At 70.1% G+C, this 17,640-nt stretch carries 15 protein-coding genes and 1 tRNA gene; 9 read left to right on the forward strand and 7 right to left on the reverse strand.

The window, feature by feature from the left end:
• The first annotated feature begins 97 nt into the window (after window positions 1–97).
• The 4 genes from EV278_RS02535 to EV278_RS02550 all read left to right on the forward strand — a co-directional run bounded on the left by EV278_RS02535 (window position 98) and on the right by EV278_RS02550 (window position 5,902).
• Complete coding sequence (locus EV278_RS02535) at window positions 98–1,594, forward strand: TolC family outer membrane protein (RefSeq protein WP_132086376.1); 1,497 nt, start codon at window positions 98–100, stop codon at window positions 1,592–1,594.
• Window positions 1,595–1,712: 118 nt separating this feature from the next.
• Window positions 1,713–2,240, forward strand: a complete 528-nt coding sequence (locus EV278_RS02540; RefSeq protein WP_132086378.1) for a DUF2497 domain-containing protein — start codon at window positions 1,713–1,715, stop codon at window positions 2,238–2,240.
• Between the two features lie 250 nt (window positions 2,241–2,490).
• Window positions 2,491–5,214, forward strand: coding sequence for a valine--tRNA ligase (locus tag EV278_RS02545; RefSeq protein ID WP_132086380.1), 2,724 nt, complete (start codon window positions 2,491–2,493; stop codon window positions 5,212–5,214).
• 76 nt (window positions 5,215–5,290) lie between these two features.
• Window positions 5,291–5,902: a DUF998 domain-containing protein gene (locus EV278_RS02550; RefSeq protein WP_132086382.1), complete on the forward strand. Its 612-nt coding sequence runs from the start codon at window positions 5,291–5,293 to the stop codon at window positions 5,900–5,902.
• Between the two features lie 150 nt (window positions 5,903–6,052).
• Here EV278_RS02550 and EV278_RS02555 read toward each other — a convergent pair whose 3' ends face one another.
• Entirely contained in the window at window positions 6,053–6,454 is a 402-nt protein-coding gene (locus EV278_RS02555; RefSeq protein WP_132086384.1) for a hypothetical protein, read from the reverse strand.
• Window positions 6,455–6,581: 127 nt separating this feature from the next.
• Window positions 6,582–7,817 (reverse strand): serine hydrolase domain-containing protein, encoded by a 1,236-nt coding sequence (locus EV278_RS02560; RefSeq protein ID WP_132086386.1) that lies wholly within the window; start codon window positions 7,815–7,817, stop codon window positions 6,582–6,584.
• Window positions 7,818–8,914: 1,097 nt separating this feature from the next.
• Here EV278_RS02560 and EV278_RS02565 point away from each other — a divergent pair.
• Window positions 8,915–10,690, forward strand: a complete 1,776-nt coding sequence (locus EV278_RS02565; RefSeq protein WP_132086389.1) for a class I adenylate-forming enzyme family protein — start codon at window positions 8,915–8,917, stop codon at window positions 10,688–10,690.
• Here the strand turns inward: EV278_RS02565 and EV278_RS24250 are convergent.
• Window positions 10,650–10,778, reverse strand: coding sequence for a hypothetical protein (locus tag EV278_RS24250; RefSeq protein WP_243692072.1), 129 nt, complete (start codon window positions 10,776–10,778; stop codon window positions 10,650–10,652). The genes EV278_RS02565 and EV278_RS24250 overlap by 41 nt on opposite strands.
• 24 nt (window positions 10,779–10,802) lie before the next feature.
• Entirely contained in the window at window positions 10,803–12,251 is a 1,449-nt protein-coding gene (locus EV278_RS02570; protein ID WP_132086391.1) for an amidase, read from the reverse strand.
• A gap of 101 nt (window positions 12,252–12,352) precedes the next feature.
• Here EV278_RS02570 and EV278_RS02575 point away from each other — a divergent pair, with 101 nt between their 5' ends.
• Window positions 12,353–13,084: a TlyA family RNA methyltransferase gene (locus tag EV278_RS02575; RefSeq protein WP_132086393.1), complete on the forward strand. Its 732-nt coding sequence runs from the start codon at window positions 12,353–12,355 to the stop codon at window positions 13,082–13,084.
• 66 nt (window positions 13,085–13,150) lie between these two features.
• Here the strand turns inward: EV278_RS02575 and EV278_RS02580 are convergent, their stop codons facing one another.
• A complete protein-coding gene (locus EV278_RS02580; protein WP_132086395.1) occupies window positions 13,151–13,783 on the reverse strand; it encodes a hypothetical protein in 633 nt (210 codons plus the stop codon).
• A gap of 250 nt (window positions 13,784–14,033) precedes the next feature.
• On the opposite strand from EV278_RS02580, the gene EV278_RS02585 reads away from it, so the two are divergent.
• The 3 genes from EV278_RS02585 (at window position 14,034) to EV278_RS02595 (ending at window position 16,553) form a co-directional block, all read left to right on the forward strand.
• Window positions 14,034–15,272, forward strand: coding sequence for a class I SAM-dependent RNA methyltransferase (locus tag EV278_RS02585; RefSeq protein ID WP_132086397.1), 1,239 nt, complete (start codon window positions 14,034–14,036; stop codon window positions 15,270–15,272).
• A 28-nt stretch (window positions 15,273–15,300) separates the two neighbouring features.
• Window positions 15,301–16,392 carry a class I SAM-dependent methyltransferase gene (locus EV278_RS02590; protein WP_132086399.1) on the forward strand — a complete coding sequence of 364 codons (1,092 nt, stop codon included), beginning with the start codon at window positions 15,301–15,303 and terminating at the stop codon, window positions 16,390–16,392.
• Between the two features lie 87 nt (window positions 16,393–16,479).
• Window positions 16,480–16,553 (forward strand) — tRNA-Cys (locus EV278_RS02595).
• Window positions 16,554–16,570: 17 nt separating this feature from the next.
• Here EV278_RS02595 and EV278_RS02600 read toward each other — a convergent pair.
• Both EV278_RS02600 and EV278_RS02605 read right to left on the reverse strand, forming a co-directional pair.
• Window positions 16,571–17,152 carry an SCO family protein gene (locus EV278_RS02600; RefSeq protein ID WP_132086401.1) on the reverse strand — a complete coding sequence of 194 codons (582 nt, stop codon included), beginning with the start codon at window positions 17,150–17,152 and terminating at the stop codon, window positions 16,571–16,573.
• Window positions 17,152–17,619, reverse strand: coding sequence for a copper chaperone PCu(A)C (locus tag EV278_RS02605; protein WP_132086403.1), 468 nt, complete (start codon window positions 17,617–17,619; stop codon window positions 17,152–17,154). Before EV278_RS02605 ends, EV278_RS02600 begins: the two co-directional genes overlap by 1 nt.
• Window positions 17,620–17,640 lie beyond the last annotated feature (21 nt).

A 17,640-nucleotide genomic window follows, 5' to 3' on the forward strand; every position in this document is an offset into this window, starting at 1 on the left:
GCTTAACTAGCGGCCTATGGTCTCGCGCCTTACAGCCGATCATAGTGGGTGCGGGCGTCGCGCCGGTCTGGCGAGGGTTTCGAGGGGAATGAACTGGATGTCGAATAGCCGTCGGGCCGCTTTGCTGGCCGCCGCTTGCAGCCTGGGCCTGATGGCCGGCCTGGTTTCGGCCGCGCACGCCGAGACCCTGGCCGACGCCCTGGCCCTGGCCTACCAGACCAATCCGACCCTGCAGGGCCAGCGCGCCAACCAGCGGTTCACCGACGAGGGCGTGGTCCAGGCCAAGACGGCGTTCCGCCCCAGCGTGACCGGCTCGGCCAGCATCAGCGGCACCCACACCAACTACGCTGACCCGCTGGTGACGCGGAACGTCTTCGGCCAGGTCACCAGCACCCGCGGCCATTCCGATTCCGCGGGCAGCGGCGCCTCGCTGAGCTTGGGCCAGGCGCTCTACACGGGCGGCCGGGCCAGCGCCAACCTGTCGGCCGCCGAGGCCGACGTGCTGGCCGGCCGAGAGGACCTGCGCAGCGTCGAGCAGTCGGTGCTGGGCAGCGTCATCCAGAGCTATGTCGACGTCCGTCGCGACCAGGAGCGCCTGCGCATCGCCCAGGAAAACGTCACCGTCCTGACCCGCCAGCTGGAGGAATCCAGGGCGCGGTTCGAGGTCGGCGAGATCACCCGCACCGACGTCGCTCAGTCCGAGGCCCGCCTGGCCGCGGCCCAGGCCAGCCTGTCGTCGGCCCAGGCCATCCTGGCGGCCAGCCGCGCCGCCTACGCCGCCGTGGTCGGCCAGAACCCGACCGACCTGGCCCCCGAGCCGTCTCTGGCCGCCCTCCTGCCGGCCAGCGTCGAGCAGGCCTTCGACCTCGTCGACAAGAACAATCCGTCGATCCAGGCCGCCCGCTACGCCCAGCAGGCCGCCGCCGCCCGCGTCGCCGCCGCCAAGGCCGTGTATCGTCCCACCGTCTCGGCCCGCGCCGGCCTGGGCTGGGACACCAGCGAGGTCAACAGCGTCGGCGGCCAGTATCGCGACTACGACCGCACGCTCAGCGGCTCGGTCACCGCCTCGGTGCCGCTGTTCACCGGCGGCCTGAACGCCTCGCAGGTCCGCGCCGCCCAGGAGCGCGAGAACGCCGCCCGCACCGCGGTCGAGGGCGCCCAGCGCCAGGCCCTGCAGCAGATCTCGACCGCCTGGAACAACCTGCTGGCCTCGCGCGCCAACCTGGTCTCAAACGAGGAGCAGGTCCGGGCCACCAAGATCGCCTTCGAGGGCGTGCGCCAGGAGCAGCAGGTCGGCCTGCGCACCACCCTGGACGTTCTGAACGCCCAGCTGGAACTGGCCAACGCCGAGGTCGCCCTGGTGGTGGCCCGCCGCGACGAATACGTGGCCAGCGCCAGCGTGCTGCAGGCGATGGGTGTGCTGAACGTCGCCAACCTGGCCCCCGAGGTCGAGCGCTACGACCCGGTCAAGTCGTACAGCAAGGTCAACCACGCGTTCGGCTGGGTGCCGTGGGAGCCCGTGGTGCGGGCGGTCGATAAGATCGGCGCGCCGTCCACGGCCGTGAAGAGCCCACCCGCGCCGGCCGCGAAATAGGGGCGAATTGAAGCGCCGACGATGCTTGAGCTTGCTTAACCGGCGCAAGTCTGCACCATCGCGCTAGGCGCCCGTCGGGGCGCTCCAGGATTCGTACCCTCTTCGAGACGCCCCAAACATGTCCGACCAGAGCCCGCAAGAACCGACGATGGAGGAGATCCTCGCCTCCATCCGACGCATCATCTCGGAAGATGACGCGCCGGCGGAGGCCGCCGCGGCGCCCGAACCGGAGCCCGCGCCCGTCGAGGAGGCCCCGGCCGAGGACGACGTCCTGGAGCTGACCGATCCCATCGAGCCGCCCGCGCCGGTCGAGAGCCTGGGCGACATCGACGTCTATTCGCCGGAACCCGAGCCGGAACCCGAGCCGCCGCCCCCGCCGCCTGAACCGGCCCCCGCGCCGGTGTTCTCGCGCGAGGAAGTGGCCGACAACCTGGTGGGCGACCACGCCGCCGGCCTGGCCGCCAGCGCCTTCGGCAGCCTCAGCTCGGCCCTGCTGATGCCCAAGGACGGCCGCACCCTGGAGGACGTGGTTCGCGAACTGCTGCGCCCGCTGCTCAAGGAATGGCTGGACCAGAACCTGCCGCGCATCGTCGAGACCAAGGTCGAGGAAGAAGTCCACCGCATCGCCCGCGGTCGCAGCGTATAGCGGCTCAACCGCTCTGCGTCCTTCGGGGCTCGCCGCTGGCGAGCACCTCAGGATGAGGGTGGTGGGTTGCTTCGGATTTCCTTATCCTGAGGCGCCCACGCAGTGGGCCTCGAAGGACGCAGGGCCTCGCGACCCGACGCGTTGAGAAAAGGCGGTCGCTCCGGCGGCCGCCTTTTTCCGTCCAAATATCCCTGTTGACCCAAGGCCCACGGTTTCGTCCGGCGGCCGCAGATGGCATACCCACCGCGCCATGCTTGAAAAGACCTTCGATCCCAAATCCGTCGAGCCCCGCCTGTACGCCGCCTGGGAGGCCTCCGGGGCCTTCAAGCCCAGCCAGGCTCCGGGCGCCGAGGCGTTCACCATCGTCATCCCGCCGCCGAACGTGACGGGGTCCCTGCACATCGGCCACGCGCTGAACAACACGCTGCAGGACGTGCTGACCCGCTTCCACCGGATGCGCGGCAAGTCGGCCCTGTGGCTGCCGGGCACCGACCACGCCGGCATCGCCACCCAGATGGTGGTCGAGCGCCAGCTGGCCGCCGCCGGCAACATCGGCCGCCGCGAGATGGGGCGCGAGGCCTTCGTCGAGAAGGTCTGGGAATGGAAGGCGCAAAGCGGCGGGACGATCACCAACCAGCTGCGCCGCCTGGGCGCCAGCTGTGACTGGTCGCGCGAGCGCTTCACCCTGGACGAGGGCCTGTCGGCCGCCGTCCGCAAGGTGTTCGTCCAGCTCTACAAGCAGGGTCTGCTCTATCGCGACAAGCGCCTGGTCAACTGGGACCCGCAGTTCCAGACCGCCATCTCCGACCTCGAGGTCGAGCAGAAGGAGGTCGACGGCGCCTACTGGCACTTCGCCTATCCGCTGGCCGACGGCGTGACCTTCCAATACCCGGTCGCGTTCGACGACGACGGCAAGGCGACGGAATTCGAGACCCGCGACTTCATCGTTGTGGCCACCACGCGTCCGGAGACCATGCTGGGCGACACCGCCGTGGCCGTGCACCCGTCGGACGAACGCTACAAGGACCTGGTCGGCAAGGACGTGATCCTGCCGATCGTCGGCCGTCGCATCCCGATCGTCGCCGACGACTACGCCGACCCGACCAAGGGCTCGGGCGCGGTCAAGATCACCCCGGCCCACGACTTCAACGACTTCGGCGTGGGCAAGCGCCATGGCCTGCCGGCGATCAACATCCTGACGCCCGACGCGCGGCTGAACGACGCCGTTCCCGCCGACTATCAGGGCCTGGACCGCTTCGTGGCCCGCAAGGCGATCGTCGCCAAGGCCGAGGCGGACGGCTGGCTGCGCGAGATCGAGAAGACCCGCCACATGGTCCCGCACGGCGACCGCTCGGGCGTGGTCATCGAGCCCTACCTGACCGACCAGTGGTACGTCGACGCCAAGACCCTGGCCCAGCCGGCCCTCAAGGCCGTGGAGGAGGGCGCGACCGTCTTCGAGCCCCGGCACTGGGAAAAGACCTATTTCGAATGGCTGCGCAACATCGAGCCCTGGTGCGTCTCGCGCCAGCTGTGGTGGGGCCACCGCATCCCGGCGTGGTTCGGGCCCGACGGCCACATCTTCGTCGAGGAAACCGAGGAAGAAGCCCTGGCCGCCGCCATCCTTCACTATGGCGACGACGCGCCGATCCTGAAGCGCGACGAGGACGTCCTCGACACCTGGTTCAGCTCGGCCCTGTGGCCGTTCTCGACCCTGGGCTGGCCGGAGAAGACCGACGACCTGGCCCAGTTCTATCCGACCAGCACCCTGGTCACCGGCTTCGACATCATCTTCTTCTGGGTGGCCCGGATGATGATGATGGGCCTGCACTTCATGGGCGAGGTCCCGTTCAAGCAGGTGTTCATCAACGCCCTCGTCCGCGACGAGAAGGGCGCCAAGATGAGCAAGTCCAAGGGCAACGTCATGGACCCGCTGGTCCTGATCGACGAGCTGGGCTGCGACGCCGTGCGCTTCACCCTGACGGCGATGTCGGGCCAGGCGCGCGACATCAAGCTCAGCAAGCAGCGCATCGAGGGTTACCGTAACTTCGGCACCAAGCTGTGGAACGCCTCGCGCTTCGCCCAGATGAACGAGTGCGTCCGCGTCGAGGGCTTCGACCCGTCGGCGGTGACCCAGCCGATCAACCGCTGGATCCGCGGCGAGACCGTCAAGACCGCCGCCAAGGTCACCCAGGCCCTGGAGGCGCCGTCGTTCGACGCCGCCGCCGACGCCCTCTACAAGTTCATTTGGAACGTGTTCTGCGACTGGTACCTGGAGCTGGCCAAGCCGATCCTGAACGGCGACGACGCCGAGGCCAAGGCCGAGACCCGCGCCACCGCCGCCTGGGCGCTGGACGTGATCCTCAAGCTCCTGCACCCCGTCATGCCGTTCATCACCGAGGAGCTGTGGGACAAGACCGCCGAGTTCGGCGCGCCGCGCGAGGGCCTGCTGATCGTCGAGAAATGGCCCGACCTGCCGGAAAGCTGGATCGACGCTGACGCCGAGGCCGAGATCGGCTGGCTGGTCGACACCGTCGGCGAGATCCGCTCGATCCGCGCCGAGATGAACGTGCCGCCGGGCGCCAAGCCGCCGCTATCGGTGATCGGCGCCAACGCCGAGACCAAGGCCCGCCTGGCCCGCCACCGCGACCTGCTGCTGACCCTGGCCCGCCTGGACAGCGCTCGCGAGGCCGAGGCGGCCCCGGCGGGTTCGGTCCCGATCGTGCTGGGCGAGGCGACCGGCGCCCTGGCCATCGCCGAGTTCATCGACCTGACCGCCGAGAAGGCGCGCCTGGCCAAGGAGATCGCCGGCCATGTCGGCGAGATCGAGAAGACGGCCAAGAAGCTGAACAACCCCGACTTCCTGGCGCGCGCCAAGGAAGAGGTCGTCGAGGAAAACCGTGAGCGCCTGGCCGAGGCGCAGGCCGCCAAGGCCAAGCTGGAAGCGGCTTTGGCGCGGCTTGAGGCGGTGGAATAGGTCTCGCGGCTTCCGGTTGAACGGGACGAATGCTACCGTGCCCGCGCCCCATTCGGTGCGGGCGACGGGGGCGGCGATGGCTGAAGGCAGATCCGTCGGGGCGGGAACCCTGGCTCTGACCTGTTTCGGATATTTCGTGCTGGCGTTGCTCGCGCTGCACGGGCTGCGGCCGGACTATACGCCGATCGACCACATGATCAGCGACTACGCCGTTGGCCGGCTGGGCTGGGTCATGACATCAGCCTTCGTCGCCTTCGCGGCGGGTTGCCTGGCGCTGGCGGTCGGGCTCTACCGGTTTGGCCCCAGGTCCTGGGTCGCGCGTGGCGGCGCGGCGTTCCTGATCGTGGCGACGGTCGGGCTGCTGGTCACCGCCGCCTTTCCGACCGATCTGGAGACCGCGCCGTCAACGCGCACCGGCGACATCCACACCATCAGCTTCCTGGTCAATATCGTGAGCATCATCCTGGCGGCGGGCCTGCTCTCGGCCAGCTTCGGCGGGGACCTGGCGTGGCGATCCTTCCGGCCCTATGCGCTGGGCGTCTTCGGCCTGACGGTCGTGGCGTTCGTCGTCCAGTTCCTGTCGCTGCACCGGGGCGCGCCTTATGGGATCGCCAACCGGTTTTTCGTCGCCGTCGTCATGGCCTGGCTGCTGGGAACCGCCCATCGCCTTCGTCGCCTGGCGGGATAGAGCATCGTGCGGAGAAGTGGACGCCGGTTTCCGCAAAAACGATGCGGAAACAAAAAACCTAGGGCAAGTCGCGCGACTCCTGAATAGCGCGATTTGATCTAGGGCGAGCGGGGACACACGCCTGCGTGCGTCCCCGTCGGCGTCGAGCGCTTACTTCTTCGCGCCGCCCAGCATCCCCTCGATCTCGGCCTTGCTGGCGTTGATCAGGGTGGCGCCGTCGCGGACGGCCAGGTTGGCCACGGCCACGGCGAAGGTCTTGTCGTCCATCTTGATGGTGGCCATCTCCTTGCCGGAGGCGTCCGGCTTGACCTCGGCGACCGAGCCGATGACGGCGCCGGAATTATCCTTGACCGGCTGGCCGGCCGTCACCGGAGCGGTGGCGGTCGCGGAGGTGGGCGCCGAGGTTCCGGTCGGGGCCGTGGTGGAATCCTGGGCTGGGGCCGCCGCCGCCGGGTCCTGAGCCGGGGCGGTCGGGGTCGTGGTCTGGGCCAGGGCCGGGGCGGCGATGGCGAGGGCTACGGCGGCGGCGCCGAGGGTCAGAAATGAACGCATGCGGTTTCCCATCTGTCGAAACGTCCCCCGACGTTCCGTTACGCTGACGTGACAATGGGGCGTCGGCTGGACGCTGATGCGGTCAAAATGGGTCCATGTGCGAACGGGGTTCGCTCAAGCGCCTGGATCAGCGCCCGTAGACCGCGTCGCGCACCTCAGTGGTGAAGGGGCCGTTCATGCCCTCGAAGGCGGTGTTGGTCATGATCACCACGGTCAGGCCGCTCTTGGCGTCGACGAACCAGTTGTGGCCATAGACGCCGCCCCAGGCCAGCGTCCCGGCGGCCTGCGGGGTCTTGGCGACGGCGGGGTCGTCCAGCACCGCCCAGCCATAGCCGAAGCCCCAGCCGGGCCCTTGTGTCGACGCCTGGGGCCCGACCTGGTCCTTGACCATCTGGGCCACGGTTGAAGCCTTGAGGATCGGCGCGCCGCCCTTGCGGACGGTCTCCAGCAGGGCCAGCACGTCGCCGGCCGTGCCGACCATGCCCGCGCCACCGGATGGGAAGGCCGTCTTGTCCAGGGCGCGGCTGGGCGAGAAGCGGACGGCGGTCGCACCGATCGGGACGTCCTGGTCGCCGTCCGTCATCCGCTTCGGTGCGGGCTGGGCGTTGACATAGGCCGCGGTCAGCCGGGCGGGATCGCGGGCCACGAAGCCGGCGTCGCTCAGACCCAGCGGCGTTGTGACCGTCTCGGCCACCACCTGGGGCAGGGGCTTGCCCGTCGCCTTCTCGGCCACCGCGCCCAGCACGTCGATGGCCAGCGAATAGCGCCAGCGCGAGCCGGGCGGGAAGGCCAGGGGCGCTTGGCCCAGCCGGCGGATGTTCTCGTCCAGGGTGATCCCCGACAGGTCGATGCCGTCCGAGACGCCCAGGCTGTGGTAGGGATGCGACGGCGGCTCGGCCAGGCCATAGGTCAGGCCGCTGGTGTGGTCCAGCAGCTGGCGCAGGGTGATGACCGGCGCGGTTCCGTCGGCCAGCTTGGGCTTGAAGTCCGGCAGCCATTTGGTCACCGGATCGTCGAGGGTCAGCTTGCCGTCCTCGACCAGCTTCATCACCGCCACGCTGACGAACGGCTTGGTCACCGACGAGAAGCGGAAGACGGCGTCCTCGCGCATCGGCCGGCCGACCTCGCGGTCGGCCAGGCCGGCGGCGCGGTGGTAGACCAGCTTGCCGTCGCGGGCGACAAGCACCACCGTCCCGACCAGCCGGTGCTCGGCAAGGGCCGTGTCCACCACCTTGTCCAGCCGGGCGGCCAGGGCGGAGTCGGGGGCGGTCGCCACGGCCGGGGCGACGGGCGTCGCCGCCAGGCCGGGAGAGGCCAGCGCCAGGCTGGCGGCGACGGCGAGACTCGAGATCCACGGACGCATGCGGCGACTCCCTTTTTCGGATCCTGAGGTAGGGCGATCCTCGGGAGGCGACAAGCTGCACATGCGCCGAGGACGCGCGCTCACGGCCGTGCGTCGGCCGGTTTGGCCGGGGACGCGCACTCATGGCAAGGCGTTGGAGGGTTTGCAGGGCGTCCGGTGTGAGTGCGTGTCCCCCACTTCGTCCGCTGAGTCTGAGGGCGAGTTGTTTGGGATCGCTGGTCAGGCGCGGTGGGCGACGGAGGGGACACGCGCTCACCCTGAAATTTCGAGATCGTCCGGCCAGGCTCTGCCGTGAGTGCGCGTCCCCGACAGGCGTCTATCCTCGGCGGATGGCGACTCAAGTTCAATGATTTCAGTGGTTTGAACTTTCTCGGCTCGATTTCGTCCTCACCCTTCCAGACCGACCCCATAATGCTTGCACCTGAAGGCACGGGGAGGGCGCACGTACGGCGACCGATGCGGCCTTCGGGGGTGGACGAGCGGGAAGGCTTGTCCGCCGCGCTTCTTCGGAAGCATCCCGGATCGGTCCGGAGCAGGTTCGCCTCAGTCGCGACGAAGCTTCGGCGCCCAGGACAGGCGGATGAGCCAGCAGGCCCGGGCTGAAATCGCCCGGGCGGTCCAGGACGGAGCCAACGTCCTGCCCGTCGGGGGCCTCCATCGGAGCGGGTTAAGAATCCGCGACCCGAAGGCTTCCGGATAACGGCTCCACGCGAAGCGCTCAGACTTCGTCGAAACGGTATAAAACATCAAAGCTACTCCGGGCGAGGCCCGGGCGCTTCGCACCCTTCCCATCAGCTCAGCGGGTTCCGCGTGAGAGCGCGAACACTTGCCCCCACCTGACCGCTGCGCGGTCTGTCGCGACGAGGGGGCGGAGCCCTCGCGCAGAGCCTGCGGCGGCGCTCTTCCCCCTCCGGGGGAAGACGATCGCGAAGCGATCCGTAGGGGGCAAGCAGCGGCGGCTCACTCGATCTTCACGTCCTAACTTATCATTGTTCCCTTGGGTTCGAACGGACGTTTGCATCCCGCTTCGGCCTGTGCTTTCTCGTCGAGGAAACGTGCTCGGCCAGCGAAGCGCGACACATATCGGGAGAGTCACGATGACCCAGGCCGCCTCCGCCGCCTCCGCCGCCACAGCCGCCCCCTCGATTCCCTGGCCCGCCATGTCGGTGAAACAGGCCTACGCCCTGATCACCGCCCCCGGCTCGCCCGGCGAGATGGAGGAGGTCGAGATTCGCGGCGTGAAGACCAGGGTCTGGAAGCACTGCCCGCCCACCCTGCGCGACACCCTGCTGATCGGCCGCACCCATGGCGACAAGATCTTCCTGGTCCACGAGGACGAGCGGGTCAGCTTCGAGGCCTTCTACCGCGCCGTGACCGTGTTCGCCGCCGAGCTGGCGGCGGCGGGCGTGAAGAAGGGCGACCGGGTCGCCCTGATCATGCGCAACCTGCCCGAATGGCCAGTGGCCTTCTATGCCGGCCTGTCGCTGGGCGCGATCTTGACCCCGCTGAACGCCTGGTGGACCGGCCAGGAGCTGGAATACGGCCTGGTCGACAGCGGCGCCTCGGTGGCGGTGATGGACGTCGAGCGCTTCGAGCGCCTGGCCGAACACCTGCACAACTGCCCCGACCTCAAGCGCGTCTATGTCAGCCGCGCCAAGGAGGAGATCGCCCATCCCTACGTCAAGCGGCTGGAGGGCGTGATCGGCTGTCCCAACGACTGGATCAAGCTGGACGAAAAGCCGTTGCCGGCCGTCGAACTGGGCCCCGAGGACGACGCGACGATCTTCTACACCTCCGGCACGACCGGCAAGCCGAAGGGGGCGCTGGGCACCCACCGCAACATCAACAGCAACATCTTCGCCACCGGCGCGGCGACCGCCCGCGGCTACCTGCGGCGCGGCGAGATCCCGCCCCAGCCCGATCCCGGCCTGCCGCAGAAGGGCTCGCTGGTCTCGGTGCCGTTCTTCCACGCCACCGGCTGCTTCGCGGTGCTGAACCCCTCGCTGTTCGGCGGCGCCAAGCTGGCCATGATCCGCAAGTGGGACCCGGAAAAGGCCATGCAGCTGATCCAGGACGAGAAGCTGACCCAGATGGGCGGGGTGCCGACCATCGCCTGGCAGATAATCGAGCATCCCAGCCGTCCCAACTACGACCTGTCGTCGCTGGAGACCGTGGCCTATGGCGGCGCGCCCTCGGCTCCGGAACTGGTGCGCAAGATCAAGGAGATCTGGCCCAAGTCCCTGCCGGGCAACGGCTGGGGCATGACCGAGACCTCGGCCACGGCCACCAGCAACTCGGCCGAGGACTACGAGAACCGCCCCGACAGCTGCGGCCCGGCCGTGCCGGTCACCGACCTGAAGATCATGACCCTGGAGGCCCCATATCGCGAGCTGCCGGTCGGCGAGGTCGGCGAGCTGTGGTGCAAGGGTCCGCAGGTGGTGAAGGGCTACTGGAACAAGCCCGAGGCCACCGCCCAGACCTTCATCGACGGCTGGGTGCGCACCGGCGACCTGGCGCGGCTGGACGAGGAGGGCTTCTGCTACATCATCGACCGGGCCAAGGACATGCTGATCCGCGGCGGCGAGAACATCTACTGCATCGAGGTCGAGAACGTCCTCTATGACCATCCGGCGGTGATGGACGCGGCCCTGGTGGGCGTGGCGCACAAAACCCTGGGCGAGGAGCCGGCCGCCGTCGTCACGCTGAAGCCGGGGACCCAGGCCACCGAGGCCGAGCTGCGCGCCTTTGTCGCCGACCGCCTGGCCGCCTTCAAGGTTCCGGTCAAGGTGCTGTTCTGGCCCGAGACCCTGCCGCGCAACGCCAACGGCAAGATCATGAAGAACGAACTGAAGAAGGTCTTCGTGGAGGGGTAGGCCCTGCGTCCTTCGAGGCCCGCTGCGCGGGCACCTCAGGATGAGGAGCGATGTTGCTGAATTCCTCATCCTGAGGTGCGAGGCGCAGCCGAGCCTCGAAGGACGCAAGGCGTCAGCCGACGCTCACCCCCGGCCGCCGCCAAGCCCACGGCTGGGCGGCCTCCAGCGCGAAGGCCAGTTCGAACAGCGTCCGCTCGTCCCCGGCCCGGGCGGCGAACTGGACGCCGACCGGCAGGCCGTCGACGGTCCAGTGCAGCGGAACGCTCATCGCCGGAGCGCCGGCCACGTTGTGCAGGGTGGTGTAGCCGACATAGGCGTTCAGCCGCTCGGTCAGGTCGGGGATCGAAACGGTCGGCGCCACCCAGCCCAGCGGGGCCGGCGGCTTGCCCAGCACGGGCGAGAGGATCACGTCATGGCGCTCGAACCAGTGGTCATAGGCCTGGGCGTCGGCGTTCAGGCGGGCGACCGACTGCTCCAGCCCGCCGGCCGGCAGGCCGCCGAACAGCTCGGCCAGGGCCAGGGTGAACGGCTCCAGCAGGGTCTCGTCGGGCCGGCGGCCGATCGCCTGGGTGACGAAGTCGACCAGCTCGGCGCCGGCGCTGGCCCAGACGGCCAGGAAGTCCAGGGCGAAGACCGGGCCGTTGGTCGGCCACTGGGTCGGCTCGACCTGGTGGCCCAGCGACTCCATAAGGGCGGCCGCGGCCTCGGCGGCGGCGCGGACCTCGGCGTCGGGCTGGACGCCCAACTGGGTCTCGGTGACCAGCCCGACCCGCAGCCGCCGCGGGCCGGGTCCCGTCACCCGGCCGACGGCGGGCAGGGGGCCGTCGGCCTGCTCGGTGGCGGCGAACAGGGCGGCGCTGTCGCGGACGCTGCGCGACACGCAGTGCTCGACGGCCAAGTCGATGGCGCGCAGCGGCGGCCGGCTGGGCGGCATCCGGTGGCGCGACGGCTTCAGTCCGAACAGGCCGCAGCAGGCGGCGGGAATCCGGATCGAGCCGCCGCCGTCATTGGCGTGGGCGACGGGGACGATCCCCGCCGCCACGGCCGCCGCCGCGCCCCCGGACGAGCCGCCCGTGCTGCGCTCCAGGTTCCAGGGATTGCGGGTCGGCGGGAAGGCGACCGGCTCGGTGGTCGGCAGGAAGCCGTATTCCGGCGTCGCCGACTTGCCGATCACCACCAGCCCGGCCCGGTCGAGGGCGTCGCAATAGCCGTCCTGGGTCGCGGCCGGCGGCAGGCCCAGCATGGCCCGCGAGCCCGACCGGGTGGGCAGGCCGGCATAGTCGTTGAGGTCCTTGACCAGGAACGGCACGCCGGCGAACGGCGCGTCGCGGTCGCCCTGGCCCTGGTCGAGGCGACGGGCCTTGTCGATCGCCCGGTCGAAGTCGGCGGTGACCAGAACGCCCAGCGCGCCGTCCAGGGCCTCGGCGTCGCGCACGGCCTTCTCGACGACCTCCACGGCGCTGACCGTCCGGGTTCGGATGCGCTCGGCGATCTCGGTGGCGTCGGGCGTCCAGGCGGCTTGGGAAGCGGTCGCGGCGGTCAGGCCATGGCGAGTGTCCATCGGGATTTCCTCGGGCGTCCCGACGTCTGCGGCGCGTCGGTGAACGTCGTTCACTGTGAACCGGAAGGCGCGCTGGCCGCAAGTCGTGCTACAGCCCGCCGATGAAACGCAAACGCGCCGACATCCTGCTGGTCGAGTCCGGCCTGTTCGACAGCCGGGCCAAGGCCCGCGCCGCCATCGAGGCCGGGGCGGTCAAGGCCGACGGCAAGCTGGTGACCAAGCCTTCGCAGGAACTGGAGCCGACCGCCGTGCTGGAAGGCGCCGCGGCCTTTCCCTGGGTGGGGCGCGGCGCCCTGAAGCTGGCCCACGCCCTGGAGCTGTGGCCGATCGCCGTCGAGGGCAAGGTCGCCCTGGACGTCGGGGCCTCGACCGGCGGCTTCACCGAGGTGCTGCTGTCGAAGGGCGCGGCCAAGGTCTACGCCGTCGATGTCGGCCGCGAGCAGCTGCATCCGCGCCTCGCCGCCGATCCGCGCGTGATCGACCGCTCCGGCGTCGACGCCCGGACGCTGGGCGAGGGCCATCTGGACGAGGCGCCTAGCCTGGTGGTCAGCGACGTCAGTTTCATCTCGGTTGAGAAGTGCCTGCCCGTGGCCTTGGACCTGGCCGAGCCCGGCGCCGATCTGGTCAGCCTGATCAAGCCGCAGTTCGAGGCCGGTCGCGACCGGGTGGGCAAGGGCGGCCTGGTCAAGGACCCGGCGGTCATCGCCGACTGCATCGCCTCGGTCCGCGCCTTCGTCGAGGCGGCCGGCTGGACGGTCAAGGGCCTCGCGCCCAGCCCGATCACCGGGGGCGACGGCCAGGTCGAGCACCTGCTGTGGGCGGTGAAGGGCTAGCCCAAGAAAAAGGCCGCCGGCGCGAACGCCGGCGGCCCCAAGACGGTCGAATGAGAAATCTCTAGCCTAGTCGACGACCTGGTAGCGGCCCGAGGCGTCGGGGCAGACGCGGACGAAGCGCTTCTGGGTGCGGCCGTCGGGCAGGTAGATCGGGCTTTCGGCCAGGGTGCAGCCGTTGGCGTCGGCCCGGCTGTCGGTCACGCTGTACGAGCGTTCGGACTCATAGCTGTAGCCGCCGCGACGGTCATAGTCGCGATCGCCGTAGCGACTGTCGCGATAATAGCCGTCGTCCGGACGGTCATAGCTGTTGTAGGCGCCCTGGCTGTACGACGGGGGAGGCGGCGGGGGCGGGTTGGCGCCCGGCGAGCAGGCCGCCGAGTTGCGGCCTATGGCCGAGCCGGCGATCGCGCCGAGCACGCCGCCCAGGACCGCGCCTTCGGTGCGGGCGCCCTTGGCGGCCACGCCGCTGCCGATCGCCGCGCCGATGCCGGCCCCGGCCAGGCCGCCGCCCGTGCCGCGCTGCGTCGTGCTGCGGCGGCAGGGATCGTAGTAATAGCCGTTATTGTCATAGGCCCCGCCGCCACTGTAGGCGCCGGCGTTGCCATAGGCGCCATAGGCCTGGGCCGAGGCCATCGTCGGGGCCAGGGCGCCGGCGAGGGTGGCCGCGGCGGCGACGCCGAAAACGGTCTTGAACATCATGAGAAACTCCTCCGACCGGGGCCGCCGAGAGTCGGACCCGCCTTGCGACCTAAATTGCCAAGCCTTTGATGAACGGGCGTTGAGCGACCCGTTCATCTTCGTTCACGCGCATCCGTTCCGAATAGGGTATGGGAGCGTCCGAAATCTTGTCCGTGTCGATCATGGCGCGGGCATGGCGGGCGCCGTCCCGAACATCATAACAGAAATGGCGCGGACCGGTGAAGGTTCCGCCTGTCGAATTGGACTGTCCATGCGTGAACTGAGGATCCAGGCGGTCGGCGCCCAGGGCGACGGCATCGCCGAAGGCTCTTTCGTCCCCCTGACCCTGCCCGGCGAGCGGATCACCGCCGAGATGACCGGCAACCGCGGCGAACTGGTCGAGGTGCTGGAGCCCAGTCCCGACCGCGTCCTGCCGCCGTGCCCCCACTTCGGCGTCTGCGGCGGCTGCGCCTTCCAGCACTGGGACGCCGCGCCCTATCTGGAATGGAAGCGCGAGCAGATCCAGTTCCAGCTGGCCCGCGAGGGGCTGGAGACCGAGGTCCTGCCGACCTTCGCCTCGCCGCCGGCCTCGCGCCGCCGCGTGGCCCTGCACGCCCGGGGCGGCTCGCGTGACGGACGGGGCGGGGCGCGGCTGGGCTTCAAGGAGCGCCGGTCGTGGAACCTGGCGCGGATCGAGACCTGTCCGGTGTCGGACCCCAAGCTGGTCGCGGCCTTTCCCGCCCTGGCGCGTCTGGCCGCGCCGTTCCTGGAGCATCCCAAGTCGGCCCCGACCCTGCACGTGACCCTGACCGCCACCGGCCTGGACATCGACGTCACCGGCGTCGAGGCCAGGAGCGGCGGGCTGTCGGCCGACGCCCGGGTCCGCGCCGCCATGATCGCTGGCGAACATGACTTCGCCCGCGTCACCCTGGCCGGCGAGATGATCTACATGGCCCGCCAGCCGATGGTGAAGCTGGGCCCGGCCGTCGTGGCCCTGCCGGCCGGCAGCTTCCTGCAGGCCGTGCCCCAGGCCGAGAAGGCCATGGTCGAGTTCGCCGTCGAGGCGGCCCAGGGGGCGTCGCGGATCGTCGACCTGTTCAGCGGCGTGGGCACCTTCACCTTCCGCCTGGCGCAGATCGGCGGCGTCTACGCCGCCGACAGCGCCGCCCCGGCCATCGCCGCCCTGAAGGGCGCCCTGGGCACGGCGTCGGGTCTCAAGGCGATCACCGCCGAGGCCCGCGACCTGACCCGCCGGCCGGTGCTGTCGACCGAGCTGAACAAGGTCGACGTGGCCGTGCTCGACCCGCCCCGGGCCGGGGCCTACGAGCAGCATGTCGAGATCGCCAAGTCCAAGGTGGCCCGCGTGGTCGGCGTGTCGTGCAATCCGGCCACCTTCGCCCGCGACGCCAAGGTGCTGACCGAGGCCGGCTTCCGCCTGGAGCGGGTCTTGCCGGTGGACCAGTTCCTGTGGTCGCCCCATATTGAGCTGGTCGGCGTGTTTTCGCGGTAGGACGGCCTGGACCGTCCGGGAGACGGTCATGGACGAGCGATCCGCCAAGCCGGACGAGCCCCGGGAGGCCGTTCCCAAGGGGCGCGGGGCGTTCGCCCTGGACGGCGCCAGCCAGCGGGCCCGGGCGGCGATCAAGGCCGCCTGGTGGACCGCCGCGGGCGGGGTCACGCGGGCGTTGGCCCAGCCGACGCGGGGCGAGGCCAAGGTCCGGTTCGAGCCGCAGGGGCCGCCGGTCTCGGCCGCCCGGCTGCGCAAGGCCTATCTGACCGCCTTCGACAAGGACGCCGCCGACGTCGCCGCCGGCCTCTATCCGCCGGCCGCGGACGGCTTGGGCGACCCCGCCGAGGCCTTCCGCCAGGCGCTGGACGTCATCGCCGACGCCCGCGCCGTCGACCAGCGCCGCCGCCGGGGCGACGGGGTCGAGGTGCGCGAGGCGCCGGGCACCGAGGGCTATCCCAACTACTATCGGCAGAATTTCCACTACCAGTCCGGCGGCTGGTTCACCGACGCCAGCGCTCGCCGTTACGAGGCCCAGGTCGAGGCGCTGTTTTCCGGCGCGGCCGGGGCCATGCGCCGCCGGGCCCTGTCGCTGCTGGCCCGCCACTGGCGCGGCCAGGACCAGCGCGGACTGAAGGTGGTCGACCTGGCCTGCGGCTCCGGCGCGTTCCTGGCCGACCTCGCCACGGCCTTCCCCCGCGCCGCCATCGCCGGCCTCGACTTGTCGCGGGCCTATCTGGCCGCCGCGCGCAGCCGCTCGGGCCGGGGCGGGGTGCAGGCCAACGCCGAGGCCTTGCCGTTCGCCGACGCCAGCCTCGACGCGGTCACCTGCGTCTACCTGTTCCATGAACTGCCGCCGCGGGTGCGTCCGGTGGTGGCCGCCGAGATCGCCCGGGTGCTCAAGCCCGGCGGCGTGCTGGCCTTCGCCGATTCGGTGCAGCCGGTCGACGAGCCCGACCTGTCGCGCCTGCTGGAGGCGTTCCCGGCCTATTTCCACGAGCCCTATTATTCGACCTACGCCCAGGCCGATTTGCCGGCCCTGTTCGGTGCGGCGGGCCTGAGCGTGGCCGGAAAGGACCAGGCCTTCCTGACCAAGGCCCTGCTGCTCGAGAAAGCCCTGTGACCAACCCGCTCATGGCCATTGCCTAGGGCGGCGGGCTCCTGTATTCGAACCGACCTCTTCGCCGACGCAGCTTGCGTTGACCCGGATGGCCCGGTGGCGGAGTGGTGACGCAGCGGATTGCAAATCCGTGCACCCCGGTTCGATTCCGGGCCGGGCCTCCACCTTCTCCCTTCCGCGACTACCCCTTCAGCAAGGCCTTCAGCTGAGCCAGGCCCCGCTCGGGCGGACCGCCATAGCCGATCGGCTCGACGAACCGGCCCTGGGCGTCGAACAGGTAGATCGCTGACGAGTGGTCCAGCGTGTAACCGCCGCCCTCGGTCGCCACCTTCTGATAGTAGACGCGATAGGCCTTGGCGGTCTTGGCGATGGCTTCGGGCGTGCCGGCGAAGCCCTGGATCCGAGGGTCGAAGTTCGACAGATACAGCTTCAGCTGCTCGGGCGTGTCGCGCTCGGGGTCGACCGAGACGAAGACCACGTTCAGCCTGTCGGCGTCCGGCCCCAGCGCCTTCAGCCAGGCGGTCATCTCGGCCATGGTGGTCGGGCAGACCTCGGGACAGTAGGTGAAGCCGAAGAAGATCGCCGTCGGCTTGCCCAGCAGCGTCTTCTCGGTGACCGGCCGGCCGTTCATGTCGACCAGCTGGAACGGTCCACCGATCTGGATCGTCGCCTGCCGGCTGGCCTGATCAGCAGGCTTGTCGCAGGCGACCAGCGGCAGGCCGGCCAGGGCCAGGGCGAAGGCCGCGATTCTCCAGGACGTCATCAATGATGCTCCATCGACATGCCGCCCATCGACGGCATTGACGCGGTCCTTACCGGCACGGAAAGGGTGATGGGCTGAGCGGACTGGAAGCGCAGGGTCAGGGCGACCTTGGCGCCCGGCGCCAGGGCGATCGTGGGACCGATCAGCATCAGGTGCTCGGCGCCGGGCTTGAGGGCCACGGGCCTGCCGGCCGCCAGGGCGACCCCGTCGGCCAGCTTGCGCATCCGCATCACGCCGCCGTCCATCGACATGGTGTGGATCTCGGCGCGACCGGCGGCCGGGGTTTCGACGGCCACCAGGCGGTCGTCGGCGCCGGCGGTCAGGGTCAAGTAGCAGCCGCCGGCCAGGGCGCCCTTGGGCGCGGCCCGGCACCAGGCGTCCGTGACCTTGACGGCTGGCGAAGCCGCGGCGGCGAGCGATGGAACCGCCAGGGCGGCGAAGGCGAGTGCGGTGAGGAAGGGTTTCATGCTCGGAATCCTGTTCAGAAG

It is taken from the genome of Caulobacter sp. BK020, from assembly GCF_004342605.1.
Lineage (GTDB): Bacteria > Pseudomonadota > Alphaproteobacteria > Caulobacterales > Caulobacteraceae > Caulobacter.

Bases quoted from the DNA above. Each gene is read 5' to 3' on its own strand.
- EV278_RS02535 (WP_132086376.1), top strand. From the start codon at position 98: ATGTCGAATAGCCGTCGGGCCGCTTTGCTGGCCGCCGCTTGCAGCCTG.
- EV278_RS02540 (WP_132086378.1), top strand. From the start codon at position 1,713: ATGTCCGACCAGAGCCCGCAAGAACCGACGATGGAGGAGATCCTCGCC.
- EV278_RS02545 (WP_132086380.1), top strand. From the start codon at position 2,491: ATGCTTGAAAAGACCTTCGATCCCAAATCCGTCGAGCCCCGCCTGTAC.
- EV278_RS02550 (WP_132086382.1), top strand. From the start codon at position 5,291: ATGGCTGAAGGCAGATCCGTCGGGGCGGGAACCCTGGCTCTGACCTGT.
- EV278_RS02555 (WP_132086384.1), bottom strand. From the start codon at position 6,454: ATGCGTTCATTTCTGACCCTCGGCGCCGCCGCCGTAGCCCTCGCCATC.
- EV278_RS02560 (WP_132086386.1), bottom strand. From the start codon at position 7,817: ATGCGTCCGTGGATCTCGAGTCTCGCCGTCGCCGCCAGCCTGGCGCTG.
- EV278_RS02565 (WP_132086389.1), top strand. From the start codon at position 8,915: ATGACCCAGGCCGCCTCCGCCGCCTCCGCCGCCACAGCCGCCCCCTCG.
- EV278_RS02570 (WP_132086391.1), bottom strand. From the start codon at position 12,251: ATGGACACTCGCCATGGCCTGACCGCCGCGACCGCTTCCCAAGCCGCC.
- EV278_RS02575 (WP_132086393.1), top strand. From the start codon at position 12,353: ATGAAACGCAAACGCGCCGACATCCTGCTGGTCGAGTCCGGCCTGTTC.
- EV278_RS02580 (WP_132086395.1), bottom strand. From the start codon at position 13,783: ATGATGTTCAAGACCGTTTTCGGCGTCGCCGCCGCGGCCACCCTCGCC.
- EV278_RS02585 (WP_132086397.1), top strand. From the start codon at position 14,034: ATGCGTGAACTGAGGATCCAGGCGGTCGGCGCCCAGGGCGACGGCATC.
- EV278_RS02590 (WP_132086399.1), top strand. From the start codon at position 15,301: ATGGACGAGCGATCCGCCAAGCCGGACGAGCCCCGGGAGGCCGTTCCC.
- EV278_RS02600 (WP_132086401.1), bottom strand. From the start codon at position 17,152: ATGACGTCCTGGAGAATCGCGGCCTTCGCCCTGGCCCTGGCCGGCCTG.
- EV278_RS02605 (WP_132086403.1), bottom strand. From the start codon at position 17,619: ATGAAACCCTTCCTCACCGCACTCGCCTTCGCCGCCCTGGCGGTTCCA.